The sequence below is a fragment of the Lacrimispora sp. genome, assembly GCF_046972725.1.
Classification (GTDB): Bacteria; Bacillota; Clostridia; order Lachnospirales; family Lachnospiraceae; genus Lacrimispora.
The window spans coordinates 196,843-215,107 of sequence record NZ_JBKVXF010000001.1; the positions used below are offsets into that span (position 1 = coordinate 196,843).

Genomic DNA, 18,265 nt, shown 5'->3' on the forward strand with positions numbered 1-18,265 from the left:
GTTTTTATGACAACAGAAAAACAACAGAAGAAAATTGCTGTCATTAACGATCTTTCCGGGTATGGCCGCTGTTCCCTGACCGTAGTCATGCCGATTGTTTCTGCTTTAAAAATACAGTGCTGCCCGGTACCTACTTCAATATTATCCAATCATACCGGTTTTCCGACTTACTTTTTTGATGACTATACGGAAAAGATGCCAAAATACATTGAACAGTGGAAAAAGCTGGACCTTACCTTTGATGGCATCTACAGCGGTTTTTTAGGATCGGAAGCACAAATACAGATTGTTATCGATATGATAAAGGAATTCTCTGCGCCGGAAACAAAGGTGATCATAGATCCCATTATGGGAGATCATGGAAAGGTATATCAGACCTATACTCCAATGATGTGCAGCCGGATGAAGGAGCTTGTTGGATATGGAGATATTGTGACTCCAAATTTAACGGAAGCATGCATTCTGACTGGCTGGGAGTATCACAAAGAAGGCTGGAAACGGGCAGATCTGATCCGGATGGCATCTGAAATACAACAGATGGGGCCGGAAGAAGTGGTGATTACCGGGGTAACAGAAGGCAGTTATGTAACAAATGTTGTCCTTGAGAAAGATGGAACCGTACATTTTCTCCGTTCATTTAGGGCAGGCAGTGAACGCCATGGAACCGGAGATGTATTTTCCAGTATTGTTGCTGCACAGGCGGTAAAGGGAGTTCCTTTGAAGGCTGGGGTAAAAAAGGCAGCTGATTTTGTGAAACGCTGTATTATAAAATCAGACGAACTTCATATACCAAAGGAAAACGGGGTATGTTTTGAAGAATTGCTTTCATTGCTTATTCGGTGATAGGAATGAATTTGCAGAAGGGGAATTTAGGAAAAGGGCTTTTCTTTGCCCTTTTTTTGTAGTATAATCAACGGCAGATTGTTATGTGGATGTGTTTCCGCAAAAGAATATTTAATAAGAAACCAGGAGGAATACCATGTTAGATTTGAAGTTTGTAAGAGAAAATCCTGAAGTTGTAAAGGAAAACATTAAAAAAAAGTTTCAGGATAGCAAGCTGCCGTTAGTAGATGAAGTCATCGAACTTGATGGGCAGAACCGTGCGGCAAAGCAGGAAGGGGATGCCTTAAGAGCAGAGCGCAACAAACTTTCCAAACAGATCGGGGCCTTAATGGGACAGGGAAAGAAAGAAGAAGCAGAGGAGATGAAAAAGAAAGTTACGGATGCTTCTGAACATCTTGCTGCTCTGGAGGAGAAGGAACGTGATTTAGAGGAAAGAATCAAAAAAATCATGATGACCATTCCAAATATCATTGATCCAAGTGTTCCGATTGGAAAGGATGACAGTGAAAACGTGGAAGTTCAGCGCTACGGAGAACCGGTAGTTCCTGAATTTGATATTCCCTATCACACGGACATTATGGAAAGCTTTGATGGAATTGACCTTGACAGTGCCAGAAAGGTTGCTGGAAACGGTTTTTATTATCTGATGGGAGACATCGCAAGACTTCATTCTTCTGTTATTTCTTATGCAAGAGATTTTATGATCGGCCGTGGGTTCACTTACTGCATTCCGCCGTTTATGATCCGCAGTGAAGTTGTGACAGGTGTAATGAGTTTTGCTGAGATGGATGCCATGATGTATAAGATCGAGGGCGAGGACTTATATTTAATCGGAACAAGTGAACATTCCATGATTGGAAAATTCATTGATACCATCCTTCCGGAAGCGAAACTTCCCCAGACCCTCACCAGCTATTCTCCATGCTTTCGTAAGGAGAAGGGCGCTCATGGTCTGGAAGAAAGAGGCGTATACCGCATTCACCAGTTTGAAAAGCAGGAGATGATCGTTGTCTGCAAACCGGAAGAAAGCATGGAATGGTATGAAAAGTTATGGCAGAATACGGTTGATTTATTCCGTTCCCTGGATATTCCCGTAAGAACTCTGGAATGCTGCTCCGGCGATCTTGCAGATTTAAAGGTGAAGTCTGTGGATGTAGAAGCCTGGTCTCCAAGACAGAAAAAGTACTTTGAAGTAGGAAGCTGCTCCAATTTAGGGGAAGCTCAGGCAAGAAGACTGAAAATCAGGGTATCAGCAGAAGATGGAACAAAGTATTTTGCTCATACGTTAAATAACACGGTAGTTGCACCTCCAAGAATGCTGATTGCTTTCTTAGAGAACAATTTACAGGCAGACGGAACCGTTAAGATTCCAGATGCGCTGCAGCCGTATATGGGTGGCATGAAGGCACTGGTGCCAACGAAATAGTCCTGTTACAGGGCTGTTGCAGAATGCAGATAGAAGGATATCCGATCTCCATTTTGCAGCAGCCCTTATTTAAAAGAAGAAAAGGAGAATAAGATTATGATTAAATTCAACCATTTTAATTTCAATGTTCTGGATCTGGAAAAAAGCCTGAAATTTTATAAAGACGCTCTGGGACTTACTCCTGTGCGGGAAAAGGTAGCAGATGACGGCTCCTTTAAGCTGGTATATCTTGGAGACGGAATCAGTGATTTTACATTGGAACTTACTTATCTGACAGACAGAAAAGAGCCTTATAATCTGGGAGAATGTGAATTCCATCTGGCTTTCCATGTAGATGAATTTGATGAAATCCATAAAAAGCATGAGGAGATGGGGGTTATCTGCTTCGAGAATCCTTCCATGGGTATTTATTTTATCAGTGACCCGGACGGTTACTGGATTGAGATCGTACCGGCCAGATAAGGAGCCGTTTCGTGTATATTAAGGTAAATGGAGTCACACTGTTTTATAAGAGGATTGGATGCGGTCCTGCCATTATCCTCGTTCATGGGAATGCACAGGATCACCGTATTTTTCATGAAACGGCACAGATGCTGAAAAAGGATTACACCATATATTTACTGGATTCCAGAAGTCACGGAAAAAGCATGGTTGTAAAATCTATCGGATACGAGGAAATGGCAACCGATGTAGCAGAATTTGCAAGAACGCTGAAGCTTCAAGACCCGTATTTTTGCGGCTTCAGCGATGGCGGAATCATTGGCCTTCTTTTGGGAATCCGATATCCCGGACTTTTTAAAAAGCTGGTGCTTTGCGGAGCCAATTCCTATCCTCACGGTATAAAAAACTGGTGGCTTAAGATCTTTGCCATTACGGAAATCGTGACTGGTGATCACCGGAGACAGATAATACAAAAGGAACCAAATATTACCGGAAAAGAACTAAGGAATATTTCGGTACCAACACTGATTCTGGCAGGAGAAAAGGATATGGTCCGGGAGAAACATACCCGTTATATTGCCTCTAAGATCAGGAACAGTGAACTTCGTATTCTTCCGGGAGAAACTCATGGAAGCTATATTGTTCACAGCAGGAAACTTTACTATATTATGATAAAGTTTCTTTCCGATTCTTCGCATCAGGACAGAACCAGTCAATCGGTTCAAGGGGTGTAAAGAAAAAACACTTGACACCATAGGGAAAGTATTGTATGATATCACAGGTGATGATATGGAAAAGATTGCAAGACAAGGACTGCTGTATGACTTCTACGGTGCTCTCTTAACGGAGCATCAGAGACACGTATATGAAGATGTGGTTTTTTACGACCTGTCTTTAAGTGAGATTGCAGAGGAACAGGGAATCAGCCGCCAGGGGGTACATGACCTGATCAAGCGGTGTGATAAGATTCTGGAAGGTTACGAAGAAAAACTTCATCTTATGGAGAAGTTTGAACAGACAAAAAAACTGGCCAGAGAAATTCAGAGCCTGACGAAAGAACTTTCTGTCAGCAGGAACATGGATCTGATCCATCGCATCGAAGAGATATCGGGCGAAATCATCGAGCTGGAAGCTCATTAGGAGGGCGTTAGATGGCTTTTGAGAGCTTATCCGACAAATTACAAAATGTTTTTAAAAATTTAAGAGGCAAAGGGCGTTTGTCTGAAGCCGATGTAAAAACAGCGCTTAAAGAGGTCAAAATGGCTTTGTTGGAAGCCGATGTAAACTTTAAGGTTGTAAAACAGTTCATTAATGCTGTACAGGAGCGGGCCATCGGACAGGATGTTCAGAACAGTCTGACTCCAGGACAGATGGTAATAAAGATTGTAAATGAAGAACTGATAAACTTGATGGGTTCTGAGACAACAGAAATCCGGTTAAAGCCAGCCAGCGAAATGACTGTTCTTTTAATGGCAGGTCTTCAGGGTGCGGGTAAAACAACGACCTCTGCCAAGATTGCCGGGAAGTTAAAAGCAAAAGGAAGAAAGCCGCTTCTGGTCGCATGTGACGTTTACCGTCCTGCCGCTATTAAACAGCTGCAGGTAAATGGAGAGAAGCAAGGTGTGCCGGTATTTGCCATGGGAGAAAATCATAAGCCTGCCGACATTGCAAAAGCGGCCATTGCATCTGCCGCAAAGAATGATCAGAATGTGGTGATTCTCGATACCGCCGGACGCCTTCATATTGATGAAGACATGATGAACGAGCTGATTGAGATCAAAGACGTGATAGAGGTCGATCAGACAATCCTGGTTGTTGATGCGATGACTGGACAGGACGCTGTGAATGTTGCCGGAATGTTTAATGAAAAGGTAGGCATCGATGGCGTTATAGTCACCAAACTTGATGGTGATACCAGGGGCGGTGCGGCGCTTTCAATCCGGGCAGTTACCGGAAAGCCGGTTCTTTATGTAGGCATGGGAGAAAAGCTTTCTGATCTGGAGCAGTTTTATCCGGATCGCATGGCTTCCAGAATCCTAGGCATGGGAGATATTCTTTCTCTCATTGAGAAAGCGGAAACCCAGGTTGATGAAGAGAAGGCTAAAGAGTTATCCCAAAAGCTCCGAAAAGCAGAATTTGATTATAATGATTTTCTGGAACAGATGAGCCAGGTCAAGAACATGGGCGGAATGGCGAGCATTATGAGCATGATGCCAGGCATGAATCAATTGAAAGATATGGATATTGATGAAAAAGCCATGGATCGTGTGGAAGCGATTATTCTTTCCATGACAAACAAAGAACGGACCAATCCGGAGCTTATGAAGAATGCCTCCAGAAAGCAGCGGGTGGCAAAAGGTGCCGGCGTGGATATCAGTGAAGTCAATCGTATCGTCAAACAGTTTGATCAGATGAAGAAGATGATGAAACAGCTTCCCGGTTTGATGGGAGGCGGCAAACGCCATGGAGGCGGATTGCTGAGCAAGCTGAAATTACCGTTTTAATTTAATTTGATGTTAGCAAGGCAGATTTCTGCGTTCGCTATATATAGTTTTAAAATCTAAGGTTTAAGGAGGTGAATTATAAAATGGCAGTAAAGATGAGATTAAAAAGAATGGGTCAGAAAAAGGCTCCTTTTTATAGAATTGTAGTTGCAGATTCCAGATCTCCGAGAGATGGCAGATTTATCGAAGAAATTGGTTACTATGATCCTAACACAGAACCAAGCGTAATCAAATTCAACGAAGAGAACGCTAAAAAGTGGTTAGCAACAGGTGCTCAGCCAACAGAAGTTGTAAGCAAGCTTTTAAAGATCGCCGGTATCCAGTAGTGAGAGGTGAAGCATATGAAGGAATTAGTAGAAGTAATTGCAAAAGCACTGGTTGATTATCCAAATCAGGTTGCTGTTACTGAGACTGTAAAGAATGATGAAATTATTCTTGAGCTTACGGTTGCACCTTCCGATATGGGTAAGGTTATTGGCAAACAGGGCAGAATTGCAAAAGCAATTCGTTCCGTTATAAAAGCAGCAGCTTCCAAAGAAGACAAAAAGGTTACTGTAGAGATTCAGTAACTTGAAAAAGACCGCCTGCCTGTCGGGAAGACGGTCTTCTTTTGTATGATATGGAGAGACAGATGGAAAATTTGTTGAGAGTCGGTATAATTTCCTCTACCCATGGGGTAAAAGGAGAAGTAAAGGTTTATCCAACGACAGACGACGCAGGCCGTTTTAATGATTTGAAAAAAGTGATCCTGGATACCGGACGGGAACAGATGGATTTAGAGATTCAGGGAGTGAAATTCTTTAAAAATATGGTAATCCTTAAATTTAAAGGATTTGATTCCATAAATGAAATAGAAAAATACAAGGGCAAAGACCTGCTGATCACGAGAGACCAGGCCGTAGCGCTTGGACCGGATGAAAATTTTATCGTTGATCTGATCGGCCTTCGGGTGATAACAGAAGACGGGAATGAATTCGGCACTCTGACTGATGTGATAAAGACAGGTGCCAATGATGTGTACGAAGTGAAGACAACCGGTGGAAAGGAAGTTTTGCTTCCTGCAATCCGGGAATGTGTGCTTAAGGTGGACATGGAGGAGAAGACGGTTACTGTCCACATTATGGATGGTCTTCTGGATTAAGATTAGGAGTGTAACGGATGAATTATCACATATTAACGCTTTTTCCTGAAATGGTCTTAAACGGGCTCCATACCAGTATTATAGGGAGAGCAGCGGAAAAAGGCTTACTTTCCATTGAGGCCATTGATATCCGGGAATATTCCACGGACAAGCACCGCCATGTGGATGATTATCCCTATGGAGGCGGAGCTGGAATGGTGATGCAGCCCATGCCGATCTGCGATGCTTATGATGACCTTTGTGAAAAACTCAGCAAGAAGCCCCGTGTGATATACATGACTCCCCAGGGGCGGGTATTTAATCAGAAAATTGCAGAGGAGCTTGCACAGGAAGAGGATCTGGTGTTTTTGTGCGGTCATTATGAAGGAATCGATGAAAGAGCTTTGGAACTGATCGCTACCGATTACTTATCCATTGGCGATTATGTTCTGACCGGAGGGGAGCTTCCTGCCATGGTGATGATCGACTGTATCTCAAGATTGATTCCGGGAGTCTTAAATAACGATTCCTCTGCAGAGTTTGAATCCTTTCATGATAACCTTCTGGAATATCCCCAGTACACCAGACCGGAAGAATACAGAGGACTGCGTGTTCCGGAGGTCCTTTTGTCAGGACATCACAAGAACATTGATGCCTGGAGGCGGGAGCAGTCCATCAAACGAACCTTGGAGAGAAGACCCGATCTTTTATCGGGAGCAGCCCTGTCAAAAAAAGAAGCAGAATATTTAAAAAAGCTTGAAAAAGAGCAGGAAAACAGGGAATAATTTAAGATAGAAAGGACTTGCATTCCATAGTCCTTTATGATAAAATACAAAATGTTGTGATGAAAAGGCGATGCTCCTCTGTTACGGATTCCAGTATGAAGTATTAAGAACATCAAATAAAATCAAGGAGGTTCACACAATGAACGAAATTATTAAGAATATCGAAGCAGCTCAGTTAAAGCAGTCCGTACCGGAATTCCACGTTGGCGATACCGTTAAGGTATACAACAAGATCAAAGAGGGAACCCGCGAAAGAATCCAGATTTTTGAAGGAACTGTCATCAAAAGACAGAACGGCGGCGCAAGAGAAACATTTACCGTAAGAAAGAATTCTAACGGTATCGGCGTTGAGAAGACCTGGCCATTACATTCCCCTTCTGTAGACAACATCGAAGTTGTTAGAAAGGGTAAAGTAAGAAGAGCAAAACTGAATTACTTAAGAGACAGAATCGGTAAGGCTGCTAAGGTTAAAGAATTAGTTAGATAATTCCGGAACAGGTGAGGGGACAATGCAAATTGTCCCTTTCTTTAGTAGGTGGGGTGTTTGAGATGGATTTTTATCATAGTGAAGATAATAATAAGCTCCGCCATGTTGTCAACTGGATTGTTGATATTGTAGTTGTGATTGCATTTGCATGGTTTCTGGTCTATGCTTTTGGCACTCAGATTGTAATCGCCGGTCATTCCATGGCACCGCTCCTCACCTCAGAGGATGTGGTTTTGATGGACCGGCTGGCATATGATTTCGGTCATCCCGGCCGTTTTGATGTGGTTGTGTTTCAAAGAGAAGACCAGAAGATGAATGTAAAGCGTGTCATTGGTCTGCCAGGTGAAACGGTGCAGATTAAAAATGATGAGATCTATATTGATGGTGAGAAGCTGAAAGAACCGGCAGGACTTAGCCGGGTATCTCTGGCTGGACTGGCGGAAAAGCCTGTAAAGCTGGGGGAAGATGAATATTTTTTGTTGGGTGACAACAGAGACAGCAGTGAAGACAGCAGGTTTTCCAATATCGGCAATGTAAGCGGCAGTCAGATCCAGGGAAAAGTCTGGTTTCGGATTCTGCCTTTTGTAAAGATGGAAATAATTCGTTCGAAATAGAGGAATGGTATGAATATACAATGGTATCCAGGTCACATGACAAAAGCCAAGAGGGCTATGAAAGAAGATATCAAATTAATTGATTTGATTATAGAACTGGTAGATGCGAGAGTTCCCTTAAGCAGCCGGAATCCGGATATAGATGATTTGGGAGCAGGGAAAGCGCGGATGGTCCTGTTAAATAAATCCGATCTTTCTGATGAACGTTTAAACGGTGCATGGACTGAATATTTTGAAGCCCAGGGCTGCCACGTGGTAAAGGTGAATTCAAAAAGTGGTTCCGGTCTGAAACAGATCAATAATGTGGTACAGATAGCCTGTAAAGAAAAGATTGAGAGGGATCGAAGACGGGGGATTTTAAACCGTCCGGTACGGGCCATGGTAGTAGGGATTCCAAACGTAGGAAAATCCACATTTATTAACTCCTTTGCCGGTAAAGCATGTGCAAAGACAGGGAATAAGCCCGGAGTGACCAAAGGCAACCAGTGGATCCGCCTCAATAAGAGTCTGGAGCTGCTTGATACTCCTGGAATTCTCTGGCCAAGATTTGAAGATCAGCAGGTAGGGGTTAAGCTGGCTTTAATCGGATCTATTAATGATGAGATATTAAATAAAGATGAACTTGCAATGGAGCTCATCCGTTTTCTCGTAAAATATTATCCCAAGGTACTTAAGGAACGGTATAGCATAGAAACGCAAGATGAGTTTCATGTATTGGAAGAGGTGGCAAGAGCCAGGTCCTGTCTCGCAAAAGGCGGAGAGCTGGATATTATTAAGGCTTCCAATTTGTTGATTGATGATTTCAGAAGCGGGAAACTTGGCAAAATGACCTTGGAAACCCCTTCCAAAGAGTAAAATAAAAATACATGGGCGGCTCTTTATGAGCAGCCCTGTTTTTTCATCAAGGAGCAGAAGCAGAAAAAATGAGAAAATTAACAGAAGAAAAACTGAGGTCAGAGCAGGCACGCCTGGAGAAGATGAAGGAATATGAATATCAGTATCAGGAGCATGTAATGATCTGCGGAATCGATGAAGCCGGAAGAGGACCGTTGGCAGGTCCTGTCGTGGCTGGTGCAGTTATACTGCCGAGAAATTGTGAAATACTATACTTAAATGATTCTAAAAAGCTGTCAGAAAAAAAGCGGGAAGCGTTATTTTTGGAGATTCAGGAAAAAGCAACCGCTTTTGCAGTTGGTGTGATCGGGCCTGACAGAATTGATGAAATTAATATTCTGCAGGCCACTTATGAGGCCATGAGGCAGGCAATTGAAAGGTTAGGCACACAGCCCCACGTTTTGTTAAATGATGCGGTTACCATACCTGGAATCTCCATAGAACAGGTTCCAATCATCAAAGGAGATGGAAAAAGCGTATCCATTGCAGCAGCAAGCATTATGGCAAAAGTTACAAGGGATCATATGATGGAAGAGTACGATACATTATTTCCCCAATATGGCTTTGCCAAACATAAGGGTTATGGGACGGCAGCGCATATCCGTGCATTAAAGGAGCTTGGGCCCTGTCCCATCCATAGACGGAGCTTTATAAAAAATTTTGTAAATTAATTAAGGAGAGGCGGAAAACCTTGAAGAGCACCAGAGAGATAGGGAATGAATATGAGAATATGGCAGCTTCTTATTTGCAGAACTCTGGCTATATAATATTGGAACGCAATTACCGGGATAGACTTGGGGAAGTTGATATCATTGCAAAGGATGGAAGAGAACTGGTTTTTGTTGAGGTGAAGTACCGGAATAATTTATCAAAAGGAGATCCGGCGGAAGCTGTGGATAAAAGAAAACAGACGAGGATCCGGAATGGTGCCAGGGGATATTTATATCGCCACCAGCTTGATGAAGATATCGCCTGCCGCTTTGATGTGGTGGCTATTCTGGGTAAGGAAATCAGACTGATTAAAGATGCATTTTAATGGAGGTAAACGGATGAAGGATATATGGAAACGGGCAGGAGACAGTAAAATCCTTAGATTTAAAACGGTGGAAGAAGTGCCGTATCTCTCCTTTCCTATTTTGGAGGAAACCGGTCTTGTAAAACATGGATTCTCCACAAAAATGGGAGGCGTCAGCCAGGGAAAGTTTGCTACCATGAACTTTACTTTTACCCGGGGAGACAATCCCGGGCACGTTCGTGAAAACTACCGGCGCATGGCAAAAGCCCTGGGGGTAGATGCAGAGAAAATGGTGTTGTCCTATCAGACGCACACCACGAATGTCAGACGGGTAACGGAGTCTGATGCAGGTAAGGGAATTACGAAGGAACGGGAATACAAGGACGTGGACGGATTAATCACCAATGTTCCGGGAATTACTCTCGTCACGTTTTACGCGGATTGTGTTCCTCTTTATTTTCTGGATCCTGTCCATAAAGCGATTGGGCTCAGTCATTCCGGATGGCGGGGGACCGTAAAACACATGGGGGAAGTAACCGTAAAAAGGATGGAAGAGTCCTTTGGAACCAAAGCAGAAGATTTGATTGCCTGCATTGGGCCAAGTATCTGCGGAGCATGCTATGAAGTGGGAAGTGAAGTGGCAGAAGAATTTAAAAAGAGCTTTGAAGAAAAATATTGGCAGGAGATTTTAACTGAAAAGGAGAACGGAAAGTATTTACTGGATCTTTGGAAGGCAAATGAAATCATACTTTTAAAAGCCGGGCTGAGAAAGGAACATATACAGATTACAGATATTTGTACACATTGCAACTCTGATTATCTGTTCTCCCACAGGACAACAGGCAATGAGAGAGGAAATCTTGCCGCATTTCTATCATTATCAGAAGAAAAGGGCCGGTTAAATGAAAATGACTGCAGCCAATGAGTGTTTTTACGTTCTCATAAACTGCAGCCAATATTCCCAGGCCCTTAAGCCCTGTATTTTTTTAAAAGATTCTGTATTTTTTCTGTGGAATTAAGAGCCGTACTGATCGGTACATCGTGATTTAATGAATTCACGATTGCAGCGATATATTTGCTGATATCAGCCTCCACATACCATTCCCTTTCAAATAATTCCTTGGGACGGTAATTTAAGTTGGTTGTAACCACCCGGTCAATATAACCATTTTTATAATAATCATCAAACTTGTCCAGGCCATTGGTAAAGAGTCCAAAGGTACAGCATACAATCACCCGATCGGCCTTGCGTTCCTTTAATTCCTTGGCAGTATCCAGCATGCTTTCCCCGGAGGAGATCATATCATCTACGATCAAAACTGTCTTGCCTTCCACGGAGGAGCCCAGAAATTCGTGGGCAACGATTGGATTGCGTCCGTCTATTACTTTGGAGTAATCTCTTCTTTTATAGAACATACCCATATCAACGCTTAAGTTGTTGGCGAGGTACACGGCGCGGTCCATGGCACCTTCATCAGGACTGATAACCATCATGTTCTCTTTGTCGATCTTTAAATCCGGGTACTGCCTGAGTACTGCCTTGATAAACTGATAGGTTGGCATGAAATTATCAAATCCGCTTAAGGGAATGGCATTCTGGACTCTTGGGTCGTGAGCGTCAAAGGTAATGATATTGCTGACGCCCATATGAATCAGCTCCTTTAATGCCATAGCACAATCTAAGGATTCTCTTTTCGTTCTTTTATGCTGACGGCTTTCATATAAGAAAGGCATGATAACACTTACCCTGTGGGAAGTCGCACAGCAGGCACCGAGAATTCGCTTTAAATCCTGGAAATGATCATCTGGTGACATATGGTTGGTGTAGCCATTAACCGTATAGGGAATGCTGTAGTTGGTAACATCCACCATTGCAAAGGTATCTGTACCCCGGACAGATTCTTTGATAATCCCTTTCGCCTCTCCGCTTCCAAAGCGAGGGCATTCACAGTCAAGAAGATAGGAATTGACATCGTATCCGCGGTAGTGGAGATCCGCCTGTCTGCGCTTTAATTCCTCAATATCATTTCTGCGGAAACCAACAATGTGGTCATTTACTTTTTCAGCCAGTTCCCTGCAGCTTTCCAGTGCTGCAATCTTTAAGGGCGCAACAGGCAGCTGGTCTTTAAATACATAATCATTTGCCATGACAAAGATTCCTCCATAATGAATGAACAGCCAGCTGTAAAACTGCCTGTTCTCTAATCTACCCCTTTTTATACCATTGAATGACAGAATGCGTCAATAGTCTTTGCTAAATTTTTGTGAAAAAAACAAAGAACGCTTCCTTTACAAAGAGAAACAATCTTGTTATGATATATTAGATAGTTACAGAAAGGTAAAATAAGATGAGCGAAAGAGGACATATTATTAAAAGTGTTGATCCAGGTTCCATTGCGGAACAGCTGGAACTGGAGCCGGGAGATGCTGTTTTATCCATAGACGGCAAGGTGCTGGAAGACATTTTTGATTATGAATATTATATAAACAGCGAATCCATTTTAATGGTCGTGAGAAAAAAGAACGGCGAAGAATGGGAGCTTGAAATAGAAAATGAATATGAGGACCTGGGGATAACCTTTGAAAACGGTCTGATGAGTGAATACCGCTCCTGCCGGAACAACTGTATTTTCTGTTTTATTGATCAGATGCCTCCTGGAATGAGGGAAACTCTCTATTTTAAGGATGATGATTCCAGACTTTCCTTTTTACAGGGAAATTATGTAACTCTTACCAATATGAGCGATCATGATATCAAACGAATCATAGAATTTAAACTGGCGCCCATTAATATATCCGTGCATACCACCAATCCGGCGTTAAGATGCAAGATGCTTCATAACCGTTTTGCCGGAGAAGCGCTGCAAAAGATTCGTCAGCTTTATGAAGCTGGAATTCACATGAACGGGCAGATCGTGCTCTGCAAAGGCGTCAATGACGGGAAAGAGCTGGAGCGGACCATAAAGGATTTGTCTGAGTATCTTCCGTACATGGAAAGTGTATCTATTGTGCCGGTAGGCGTTTCCAAGTACCGGGAGGGATTGTACCCCCTGGAGGCATTAAATAAAGAAGATGCAAGAAGTGTTCTGGAAATCGTAGAACGGTGGCAGACAAAGCTTTATAAGACTCACGGCAGTCATTTTATCCATGCAAGTGATGAGTTTTATATTTTGGCGGAGCTGCCGCTGCCGGAGGGAAAACAGTATGACGGTTATATACAGTTGGAAAATGGGGTTGGAATGATCCGGCTTCTGGAGGAGGAAGTACTTGCTGCTCTTGCAAAGCTGGAAGGAGACAGTAAGTCAGAGGAAATATCCATTGCAACAGGCAAGCTGGCAGCGCCCTATATTGAGGAACATGCAAATAGAATCATGAAAAAGTTTCCCGGCCGGACCGTCCATGTTTATTCGATTACCAATGTGTTTTTCGGAGAGCAGATTACGGTTGCCGGACTGATCACCGGTCAGGACCTGATCAGTCAGCTGAAAGGGAAGAGGCTTGGCAGCAGACTTCTGCTTCCTGAGTGTATGTTCCGCAGCGGGGAAGAGGTTTTTCTTGATGACGTAACAAGAACCGATGTACAAAATGCTTTACAAGTACAGGTAGATATTGTAAAATCAAGCGGTCAGGATTTTGTACAGGCAGTTTTAGGGCCGGTAAAAGAAAATGATGCTTCTTATGAGGGATATGAATTAAAGGAGATAATATATGAGTAAACCAGTAGTTGCCATCGTAGGCCGCCCGAATGTAGGAAAGTCTACGCTGTTTAATGTTTTAGCCGGCGATACCATTTCTATTGTTAAGGATACGCCAGGAGTTACCAGAGACCGTATTTATGCCGACTGTACCTGGCTTGACCGGAATTTTACGCTGATTGATACAGGGGGTATTGAGCCGGACAGCAAGGATATCATTCTGTCACAAATGAGAGAACAGGCTGAAATTGCCATTGCCACCGCAGATGTCATCGTTTTCATTGTGGATGTACGTCAGGGACTGGTGGATTCCGATTCCAAAGTTGCAGATATATTAAGGAAGTCAAAAAAACCTGTGGTTCTTGCAGTGAATAAAGTAGACAGTTTTCAGAAATTCGGCAACGATGTGTATGAGTTTTACAATTTAGGAATTGGTGATCCTGTTCCCGTATCTGCAGCCTCCAGACTTGGGCTTGGAGAACTTCTGGATGAAGTGATCAAGTATTTTGGTGCAGCTGAGGAGGGCGAGGAGGAAGATGACCGTCCAAGAATTGCCATTGTAGGAAAGCCGAATGTAGGAAAGTCCTCGATCATAAACCAGCTTTTAGGAGAAAACCGTGTCATTGTATCAAATATCGCAGGAACCACAAGAGATGCGGTGGATACGGAGATCATTCATGACGGTACGGAATATGTATTTATTGATACTGCCGGTTTAAGGCGGAAAAGCAAGATCAAAGAAGAACTGGAGCGTTACAGTATTATCAGAACGGTTACAGCCGTTGAACGTGCGGATGTGGTGGTTGTGGTGATTGATGCAGAGGAAGGTGTAACAGAACAGGATGCCAAGATTGCCGGCATTGCCCACGAGCGGGGAAAAGGGATCATTGTAGCAGTTAATAAATGGGATGCCATCGAAAAAAATGACAAGACTATTTATGAATATACCAATAAAATCAAGAATACGCTGTCCTTTATGCCTTATGCAGAGTTTGCATTTATCTCTGCGAAAACCGGCCAGAGAATGAATAAGCTTTTTGAACTGATTGATATGGTAAGGGAAAACCAGACACTCAGGGTCGCTACCGGAGTATTGAATGAGATCATGACAGAAGCTGTGGCTCTCCAGCAGCCGCCGTCTGATAAAGGCAAGCGTCTGAGGCTCTACTATATTACTCAGGTCGCCGTAAAACCTCCTACTTTTGTAATCTTTGTCAATGATAAAGAACTGACGCATTTCTCCTATACAAGATACCTTGAAAACAGGATCCGTGATGCGTTTGGCTTTAAGGGAACGTCCCTGAAATTTATTTACAGAGAAAGAAGCGGAAAGGAACAGTAGTATGGAAAGAATCATCTGTCTTGTGGCCGGTTATCTGCTCGGTTTAATTCAGTCCGGCTATTTTTATGGAAAAACCCATGAGATCGATATCCGCAATTACGGAAGCGGAAATACCGGTACCACCAATGCCCTGCGGGTTATGGGGGCAAAGGCAGGAGCAATTGTATTTTTTGGAGATTTTTTAAAGTCATTGCTGCCCTGTCTGTTGGTCCGCGCCATATTCCATGACAGGCCGGAGATGGAATACCTTATGATTTTGTATACTGGCTTAGGAGTGATTTTAGGCCATAATTACCCTTTTTACTTAAATTTTAAAGGCGGAAAGGGGATTGCGGCAACTGCCGGCCTGATTGTAGCCTTAGATTTAAGAATGACGCTTTTGTGTATCATTGCATTTATACTGATCGTTGGAATCACCAGATACGTTTCCCTGGGATCTTTGGTGGTTGCTGTCATACTATTTGCCTGGCTGCTCCTGTTTGCAGGGATGGGGGCATACGGACTGGACAGGAAATTGCTGCCGGAATTTTACATAATGACAGCAGTTATAAGTGGATTGGCATTCTGGCGTCATCGGGCCAATATCGGTCGTCTTGTCCGTGGTACAGAGAATAAAATCTCTATGAGCTTTGGAAAAAAATAAAATGAGGTGAAGGATATGGCAAAAATTGGAATAATCGGATCAGGGAGTTGGGGTATTGCTTTGGCATCTCTTCTATATAATAATAGGAACGAGGTGACGGTATGGTCGGCGCTTCCCGATGAGATCGCTGAGATGAAGACCACCCGAAGGCATCATACACTGCCGGAACTGGTTCTTCCAGATGACATGATCTTTACAGACAGTCTTAAGGAAGCCATGACAGGACAAGACATGCTGGTAACAGCAGTCCCGTCCATTTATGTTCGGCCTACGGCACAGAAGATGCGTCCGTTTTGCAGGTATGGCCAGGTGGTGGTCAATGTTGCAAAAGGGATTGAAGAGACCACCCTTATGACGCTTTCTGAGATTTTAGAGGAAGAACTTCCGATGGCAGATGTTGCTGTATTATCCGGTCCCAGCCATGCGGAAGAGGTGAGCAAAGGCCTGCCTACCACCTGTGTTGCAGGTGCCCGTACCAGAAAGACAGCTGAATACATTCAGGGAATATTTATGAATGAGGTTTTCCGCGTTTACACAAGCCCGGATATCCAGGGAATTGAAATCGGCGGTTCTCTTAAAAATGTTATTGCTCTTGCTGCGGGTATTGCCGACGGACTTGGATATGGAGACAATACAAAAGCTGCCCTGATCACGAGAGGAATCACAGAGATTTCCAGGCTTGGGACTGCCATGGGCGGTAAGTTCCAGACTTTTTGCGGGCTTTCCGGAATCGGTGATTTAATTGTCACCTGTGCCAGTATGCACAGCAGGAACCGGAGAGCCGGTATTTTGATCGGCCAGGGTAAGACCATGGAAGAGGCGGCCCAGGAAGTCAAGATGGTGGTGGAGGGCGTTTATTCCGCAAAAGCAGCCCTTGCATTATCAAAGAAATATGATGTTTCCATGCCCATTGTAGAACAGGTAAATGAAGTTTTATTCAATGGAAAATCCGCTTCTGATGCAGTAAAGGATCTGATGCTTCGGGATAAAACCATCGAGAGTTCTGACCTCCCTTGGGAAAAATAAGGGGATACTGATTTTTTTTATATTTAAAACAAAAGCAGTTGACATTTTTTTAAAGCCATTCTATTATAAAGACTATGTATATATAGTCAGAGGTGCTGTATATATTAAAACATTTCATGAGGAGGAATGGATTATGAAAAAATCTATGAAGAAGTTATTGAGCGTTACCATGGCAGTAGCTATGACAGCATCATTGACTGCTTGCGGTAAAACGGCTTCAGACCCGTCTACATCCGCTGCTGAGTCAACGGCATCAGGAGAAAAGACAGAGGCATCTGGTGAAGGTTTCTTTAAGATTGGCGGTATTGGCCCGATCACCGGAAGCACGGCAATTTACGGACAGGCAGTTATGAACGGTGCGGAACTGGCAATCAACGAGATCAATGCAGCCGGCGGAATCAACGGTGCTCAGATCGATTATAATTTCCAGGATGATGAAGGGGATACAGAGAAAGCGGTCAATGCTTATAATACCTTAAAAGACTGGGGAATGCAGATGCTGGTTGGTACAGTTACATCTGCTCCATGTATTGCAGTCGGTGCAGAGTCCAGCAATGATAATATGTTCCAGCTGACTCCTTCCGGATCTGCTGTAGACTGTACAAAATTTGAAAATCAGTTCCGTGTATGCTTCTCTGACCCGAATCAGGGTGCTGCATCTGCACAGTATATCGGAGAAAACAAACTGGCGACCAAAGTTGCTGTAATTTATGACAGTTCTGACGTTTATTCTACAGGTATCCATGATAAATTTATTTCTGAAGCAGAAGGCCAGGGAATTGAAGTAGTTGCTGATGAAGCTTTTACAGCTGATAACAACACCAACTTCTCCGTACAGCTTCAGAAAGCACAGGATTCCGGTGCTGAGCTGGTATTCCTTCCAATTTATTATTCTCAGGCAGCACTCATTCTTGCTCAGGCAAAACAGATGGGCTTTGAGACCACATTCTTTGGCTGTGACGGACTTGACGGATTATTAAATGTTGAAAATTTCGATACATCTTTAGCTGAGAATGTTATGCTTCTGACACCATTTGCAGCTGATGCAGAAGATGAGCTGACTCAGAAGTTTGTAGCTTCCTACAAAGAAAAATACAAAGAAACACCAAACCAGTTCGCAGCTGATGCTTATGATGCTATTTATGCAATCAAAGCGGCTGCTGAGAAATCTGCTTTAACACCGGATATGGATGCATCTGCGATCTGTGATGCTTTAAAGAAATCCATGACAGAAATCACCATCAATGGTTTGACCGGTGAAAATATGACATGGACAGCTGACGGAGAACCGGAGAAAGCTCCTAAGGCAGTTAAGATTGTAAATGGTGTTTATACGGCAATGTAATTACGAAATGAATATCATTTGGTAAATGACCCAATGGAGGGTCGTCCAAGGGACGACCCTCTTTTTTAAAATAAACGACGAATGA

The 18,265-nt window shown here is 43.2% G+C and carries 22 protein-coding genes; 21 read left to right on the forward strand and 1 reads right to left on the reverse strand.

What is annotated here, in order from left to right; genetic code table 11:
• Positions 1 to 6 precede the first annotated feature (6 nt).
• The 16 genes from ACLTWA_RS00940 to pgeF all read left to right on the forward strand — a co-directional run bounded on the left by ACLTWA_RS00940 (position 7) and on the right by pgeF (position 11,054).
• Positions 7 to 843 carry a pyridoxamine kinase gene (locus ACLTWA_RS00940; protein WP_412325681.1) on the forward strand — a complete coding sequence of 279 codons (837 nt, stop codon included), beginning with the start codon at positions 7 to 9 and terminating at the stop codon, positions 841 to 843.
• A gap of 136 nt (positions 844 to 979) precedes the next feature.
• Entirely contained in the window at positions 980 to 2,269 is a 1,290-nt protein-coding gene (serS, locus tag ACLTWA_RS00945) for a serine--tRNA ligase (protein ID WP_412325682.1), read from the forward strand.
• A 96-nt stretch (positions 2,270 to 2,365) separates the two neighbouring features.
• Positions 2,366 to 2,731, forward strand: a complete 366-nt coding sequence (locus ACLTWA_RS00950) for a VOC family protein (RefSeq protein ID WP_412325683.1) — start codon at positions 2,366 to 2,368, stop codon at positions 2,729 to 2,731.
• Positions 2,732 to 2,742: 11 nt separating this feature from the next.
• On the forward strand, positions 2,743 to 3,444 hold the full coding sequence (locus ACLTWA_RS00955) for an alpha/beta fold hydrolase (RefSeq protein ID WP_412325684.1): 702 nt from the start codon (positions 2,743 to 2,745) through the stop codon (positions 3,442 to 3,444).
• A gap of 55 nt (positions 3,445 to 3,499) precedes the next feature.
• Positions 3,500 to 3,850: a YlxM family DNA-binding protein gene (gene ylxM / locus ACLTWA_RS00960; protein ID WP_412325685.1), complete on the forward strand. Its 351-nt coding sequence runs from the start codon at positions 3,500 to 3,502 to the stop codon at positions 3,848 to 3,850.
• An 11-nt stretch (positions 3,851 to 3,861) separates the two neighbouring features.
• Positions 3,862 to 5,214 (forward strand): signal recognition particle protein, encoded by a 1,353-nt coding sequence (ffh, locus tag ACLTWA_RS00965; RefSeq protein ID WP_412325686.1) that lies wholly within the window; start codon positions 3,862 to 3,864, stop codon positions 5,212 to 5,214.
• Positions 5,215 to 5,297: 83 nt separating this feature from the next.
• Entirely contained in the window at positions 5,298 to 5,540 is a 243-nt protein-coding gene (gene rpsP, locus ACLTWA_RS00970; protein WP_412325687.1) for a 30S ribosomal protein S16, read from the forward strand.
• A gap of 15 nt (positions 5,541 to 5,555) precedes the next feature.
• Positions 5,556 to 5,783 (forward strand): KH domain-containing protein, encoded by a 228-nt coding sequence (locus ACLTWA_RS00975; protein ID WP_412325688.1) that lies wholly within the window; start codon positions 5,556 to 5,558, stop codon positions 5,781 to 5,783.
• 62 nt (positions 5,784 to 5,845) lie between these two features.
• Positions 5,846 to 6,355, forward strand: coding sequence for a ribosome maturation factor RimM (gene rimM / locus ACLTWA_RS00980; protein WP_412325689.1), 510 nt, complete (start codon positions 5,846 to 5,848; stop codon positions 6,353 to 6,355).
• Between the two features lie 17 nt (positions 6,356 to 6,372).
• Positions 6,373 to 7,119: a tRNA (guanosine(37)-N1)-methyltransferase TrmD gene (gene trmD / locus ACLTWA_RS00985; protein WP_412325690.1), complete on the forward strand. Its 747-nt coding sequence runs from the start codon at positions 6,373 to 6,375 to the stop codon at positions 7,117 to 7,119.
• Between the two features lie 139 nt (positions 7,120 to 7,258).
• On the forward strand, positions 7,259 to 7,606 hold the full coding sequence (gene rplS, locus ACLTWA_RS00990) for a 50S ribosomal protein L19 (protein WP_412325691.1): 348 nt from the start codon (positions 7,259 to 7,261) through the stop codon (positions 7,604 to 7,606).
• A 62-nt stretch (positions 7,607 to 7,668) separates the two neighbouring features.
• Positions 7,669 to 8,220, forward strand: coding sequence for a signal peptidase I (gene lepB / locus ACLTWA_RS00995; protein WP_412325692.1), 552 nt, complete (start codon positions 7,669 to 7,671; stop codon positions 8,218 to 8,220).
• 9 nt (positions 8,221 to 8,229) lie between these two features.
• Complete coding sequence (gene ylqF, locus ACLTWA_RS01000; RefSeq protein WP_412325693.1) at positions 8,230 to 9,075, forward strand: ribosome biogenesis GTPase YlqF; 846 nt, start codon at positions 8,230 to 8,232, stop codon at positions 9,073 to 9,075.
• 68 nt (positions 9,076 to 9,143) lie between these two features.
• A complete protein-coding gene (locus tag ACLTWA_RS01005; protein WP_412325694.1) occupies positions 9,144 to 9,785 on the forward strand; it encodes a ribonuclease HII in 642 nt (213 codons plus the stop codon).
• 20 nt (positions 9,786 to 9,805) lie between these two features.
• The gene (locus ACLTWA_RS01010; protein ID WP_412325695.1) at positions 9,806 to 10,150 is read left to right on the forward strand and encodes a YraN family protein; all 345 of its coding nucleotides are present in this window, start codon (positions 9,806 to 9,808) and stop codon (positions 10,148 to 10,150) included.
• Positions 10,151 to 10,163: 13 nt separating this feature from the next.
• Positions 10,164 to 11,054 (forward strand): peptidoglycan editing factor PgeF, encoded by an 891-nt coding sequence (pgeF, locus tag ACLTWA_RS01015; RefSeq protein WP_412325696.1) that lies wholly within the window; start codon positions 10,164 to 10,166, stop codon positions 11,052 to 11,054.
• A 44-nt stretch (positions 11,055 to 11,098) separates the two neighbouring features.
• Here the strand turns inward: pgeF and ACLTWA_RS01020 are convergent, their stop codons facing one another.
• Complete coding sequence (locus ACLTWA_RS01020) at positions 11,099 to 12,277, reverse strand: ribose-phosphate pyrophosphokinase (RefSeq protein WP_412325697.1); 1,179 nt, start codon at positions 12,275 to 12,277, stop codon at positions 11,099 to 11,101.
• A gap of 200 nt (positions 12,278 to 12,477) precedes the next feature.
• Here ACLTWA_RS01020 and ACLTWA_RS01025 point away from each other — a divergent pair, with 200 nt between their 5' ends.
• The 5 genes from ACLTWA_RS01025 to ACLTWA_RS01045 all read left to right on the forward strand — a co-directional run bounded on the left by ACLTWA_RS01025 (position 12,478) and on the right by ACLTWA_RS01045 (position 18,180).
• A complete protein-coding gene (locus ACLTWA_RS01025) occupies positions 12,478 to 13,845 on the forward strand; it encodes a DUF512 domain-containing protein (protein WP_412325698.1) in 1,368 nt (455 codons plus the stop codon).
• On the forward strand, positions 13,838 to 15,166 hold the full coding sequence (gene der / locus ACLTWA_RS01030) for a ribosome biogenesis GTPase Der (RefSeq protein WP_412325699.1): 1,329 nt from the start codon (positions 13,838 to 13,840) through the stop codon (positions 15,164 to 15,166). The genes ACLTWA_RS01025 and der overlap by 8 nt, the downstream gene beginning before the upstream one ends.
• Position 15,167: 1 nt before the next feature.
• Positions 15,168 to 15,809: a glycerol-3-phosphate 1-O-acyltransferase PlsY gene (gene plsY / locus ACLTWA_RS01035; RefSeq protein ID WP_412325700.1), complete on the forward strand. Its 642-nt coding sequence runs from the start codon at positions 15,168 to 15,170 to the stop codon at positions 15,807 to 15,809.
• Positions 15,810 to 15,824: 15 nt separating this feature from the next.
• Entirely contained in the window at positions 15,825 to 16,835 is a 1,011-nt protein-coding gene (locus ACLTWA_RS01040) for an NAD(P)H-dependent glycerol-3-phosphate dehydrogenase (protein ID WP_412325701.1), read from the forward strand.
• 133 nt (positions 16,836 to 16,968) lie between these two features.
• Positions 16,969 to 18,180, forward strand: a complete 1,212-nt coding sequence (locus tag ACLTWA_RS01045) for an ABC transporter substrate-binding protein (protein ID WP_412325702.1) — start codon at positions 16,969 to 16,971, stop codon at positions 18,178 to 18,180.
• The last annotated feature ends 85 nt before the right edge of the window (positions 18,181 to 18,265 follow it).

Bases quoted from the DNA above. Each gene is read 5' to 3' on its own strand.
- trmD (WP_412325690.1), top strand. From the start codon at position 6,373: ATGAATTATCACATATTAACGCTTTTTCCTGAAATGGTCTTAAACGGG.
- ACLTWA_RS01005 (WP_412325694.1), top strand. From the start codon at position 9,144: ATGAGAAAATTAACAGAAGAAAAACTGAGGTCAGAGCAGGCACGCCTG.
- ACLTWA_RS01040 (WP_412325701.1), top strand. From the start codon at position 15,825: ATGGCAAAAATTGGAATAATCGGATCAGGGAGTTGGGGTATTGCTTTG.
- ACLTWA_RS01025 (WP_412325698.1), top strand. From the start codon at position 12,478: ATGAGCGAAAGAGGACATATTATTAAAAGTGTTGATCCAGGTTCCATT.
- rplS (WP_412325691.1), top strand. From the start codon at position 7,259: ATGAACGAAATTATTAAGAATATCGAAGCAGCTCAGTTAAAGCAGTCC.
- ffh (WP_412325686.1), top strand. From the start codon at position 3,862: ATGGCTTTTGAGAGCTTATCCGACAAATTACAAAATGTTTTTAAAAAT.
- ACLTWA_RS00950 (WP_412325683.1), top strand. From the start codon at position 2,366: ATGATTAAATTCAACCATTTTAATTTCAATGTTCTGGATCTGGAAAAA.
- ACLTWA_RS00940 (WP_412325681.1), top strand. From the start codon at position 7: ATGACAACAGAAAAACAACAGAAGAAAATTGCTGTCATTAACGATCTT.
- serS (WP_412325682.1), top strand. From the start codon at position 980: ATGTTAGATTTGAAGTTTGTAAGAGAAAATCCTGAAGTTGTAAAGGAA.
- plsY (WP_412325700.1), top strand. From the start codon at position 15,168: ATGGAAAGAATCATCTGTCTTGTGGCCGGTTATCTGCTCGGTTTAATT.
- ACLTWA_RS01020 (WP_412325697.1), bottom strand. From the start codon at position 12,277: ATGGCAAATGATTATGTATTTAAAGACCAGCTGCCTGTTGCGCCCTTA.
- ylxM (WP_412325685.1), top strand. From the start codon at position 3,500: ATGGAAAAGATTGCAAGACAAGGACTGCTGTATGACTTCTACGGTGCT.
- lepB (WP_412325692.1), top strand. From the start codon at position 7,669: ATGGATTTTTATCATAGTGAAGATAATAATAAGCTCCGCCATGTTGTC.
- rimM (WP_412325689.1), top strand. From the start codon at position 5,846: ATGGAAAATTTGTTGAGAGTCGGTATAATTTCCTCTACCCATGGGGTA.
- pgeF (WP_412325696.1), top strand. From the start codon at position 10,164: ATGAAGGATATATGGAAACGGGCAGGAGACAGTAAAATCCTTAGATTT.
- rpsP (WP_412325687.1), top strand. From the start codon at position 5,298: ATGGCAGTAAAGATGAGATTAAAAAGAATGGGTCAGAAAAAGGCTCCT.
- ylqF (WP_412325693.1), top strand. From the start codon at position 8,230: ATGAATATACAATGGTATCCAGGTCACATGACAAAAGCCAAGAGGGCT.
- der (WP_412325699.1), top strand. From the start codon at position 13,838: ATGAGTAAACCAGTAGTTGCCATCGTAGGCCGCCCGAATGTAGGAAAG.
- ACLTWA_RS00975 (WP_412325688.1), top strand. From the start codon at position 5,556: ATGAAGGAATTAGTAGAAGTAATTGCAAAAGCACTGGTTGATTATCCA.
- ACLTWA_RS01045 (WP_412325702.1), top strand. From the start codon at position 16,969: ATGAAAAAATCTATGAAGAAGTTATTGAGCGTTACCATGGCAGTAGCT.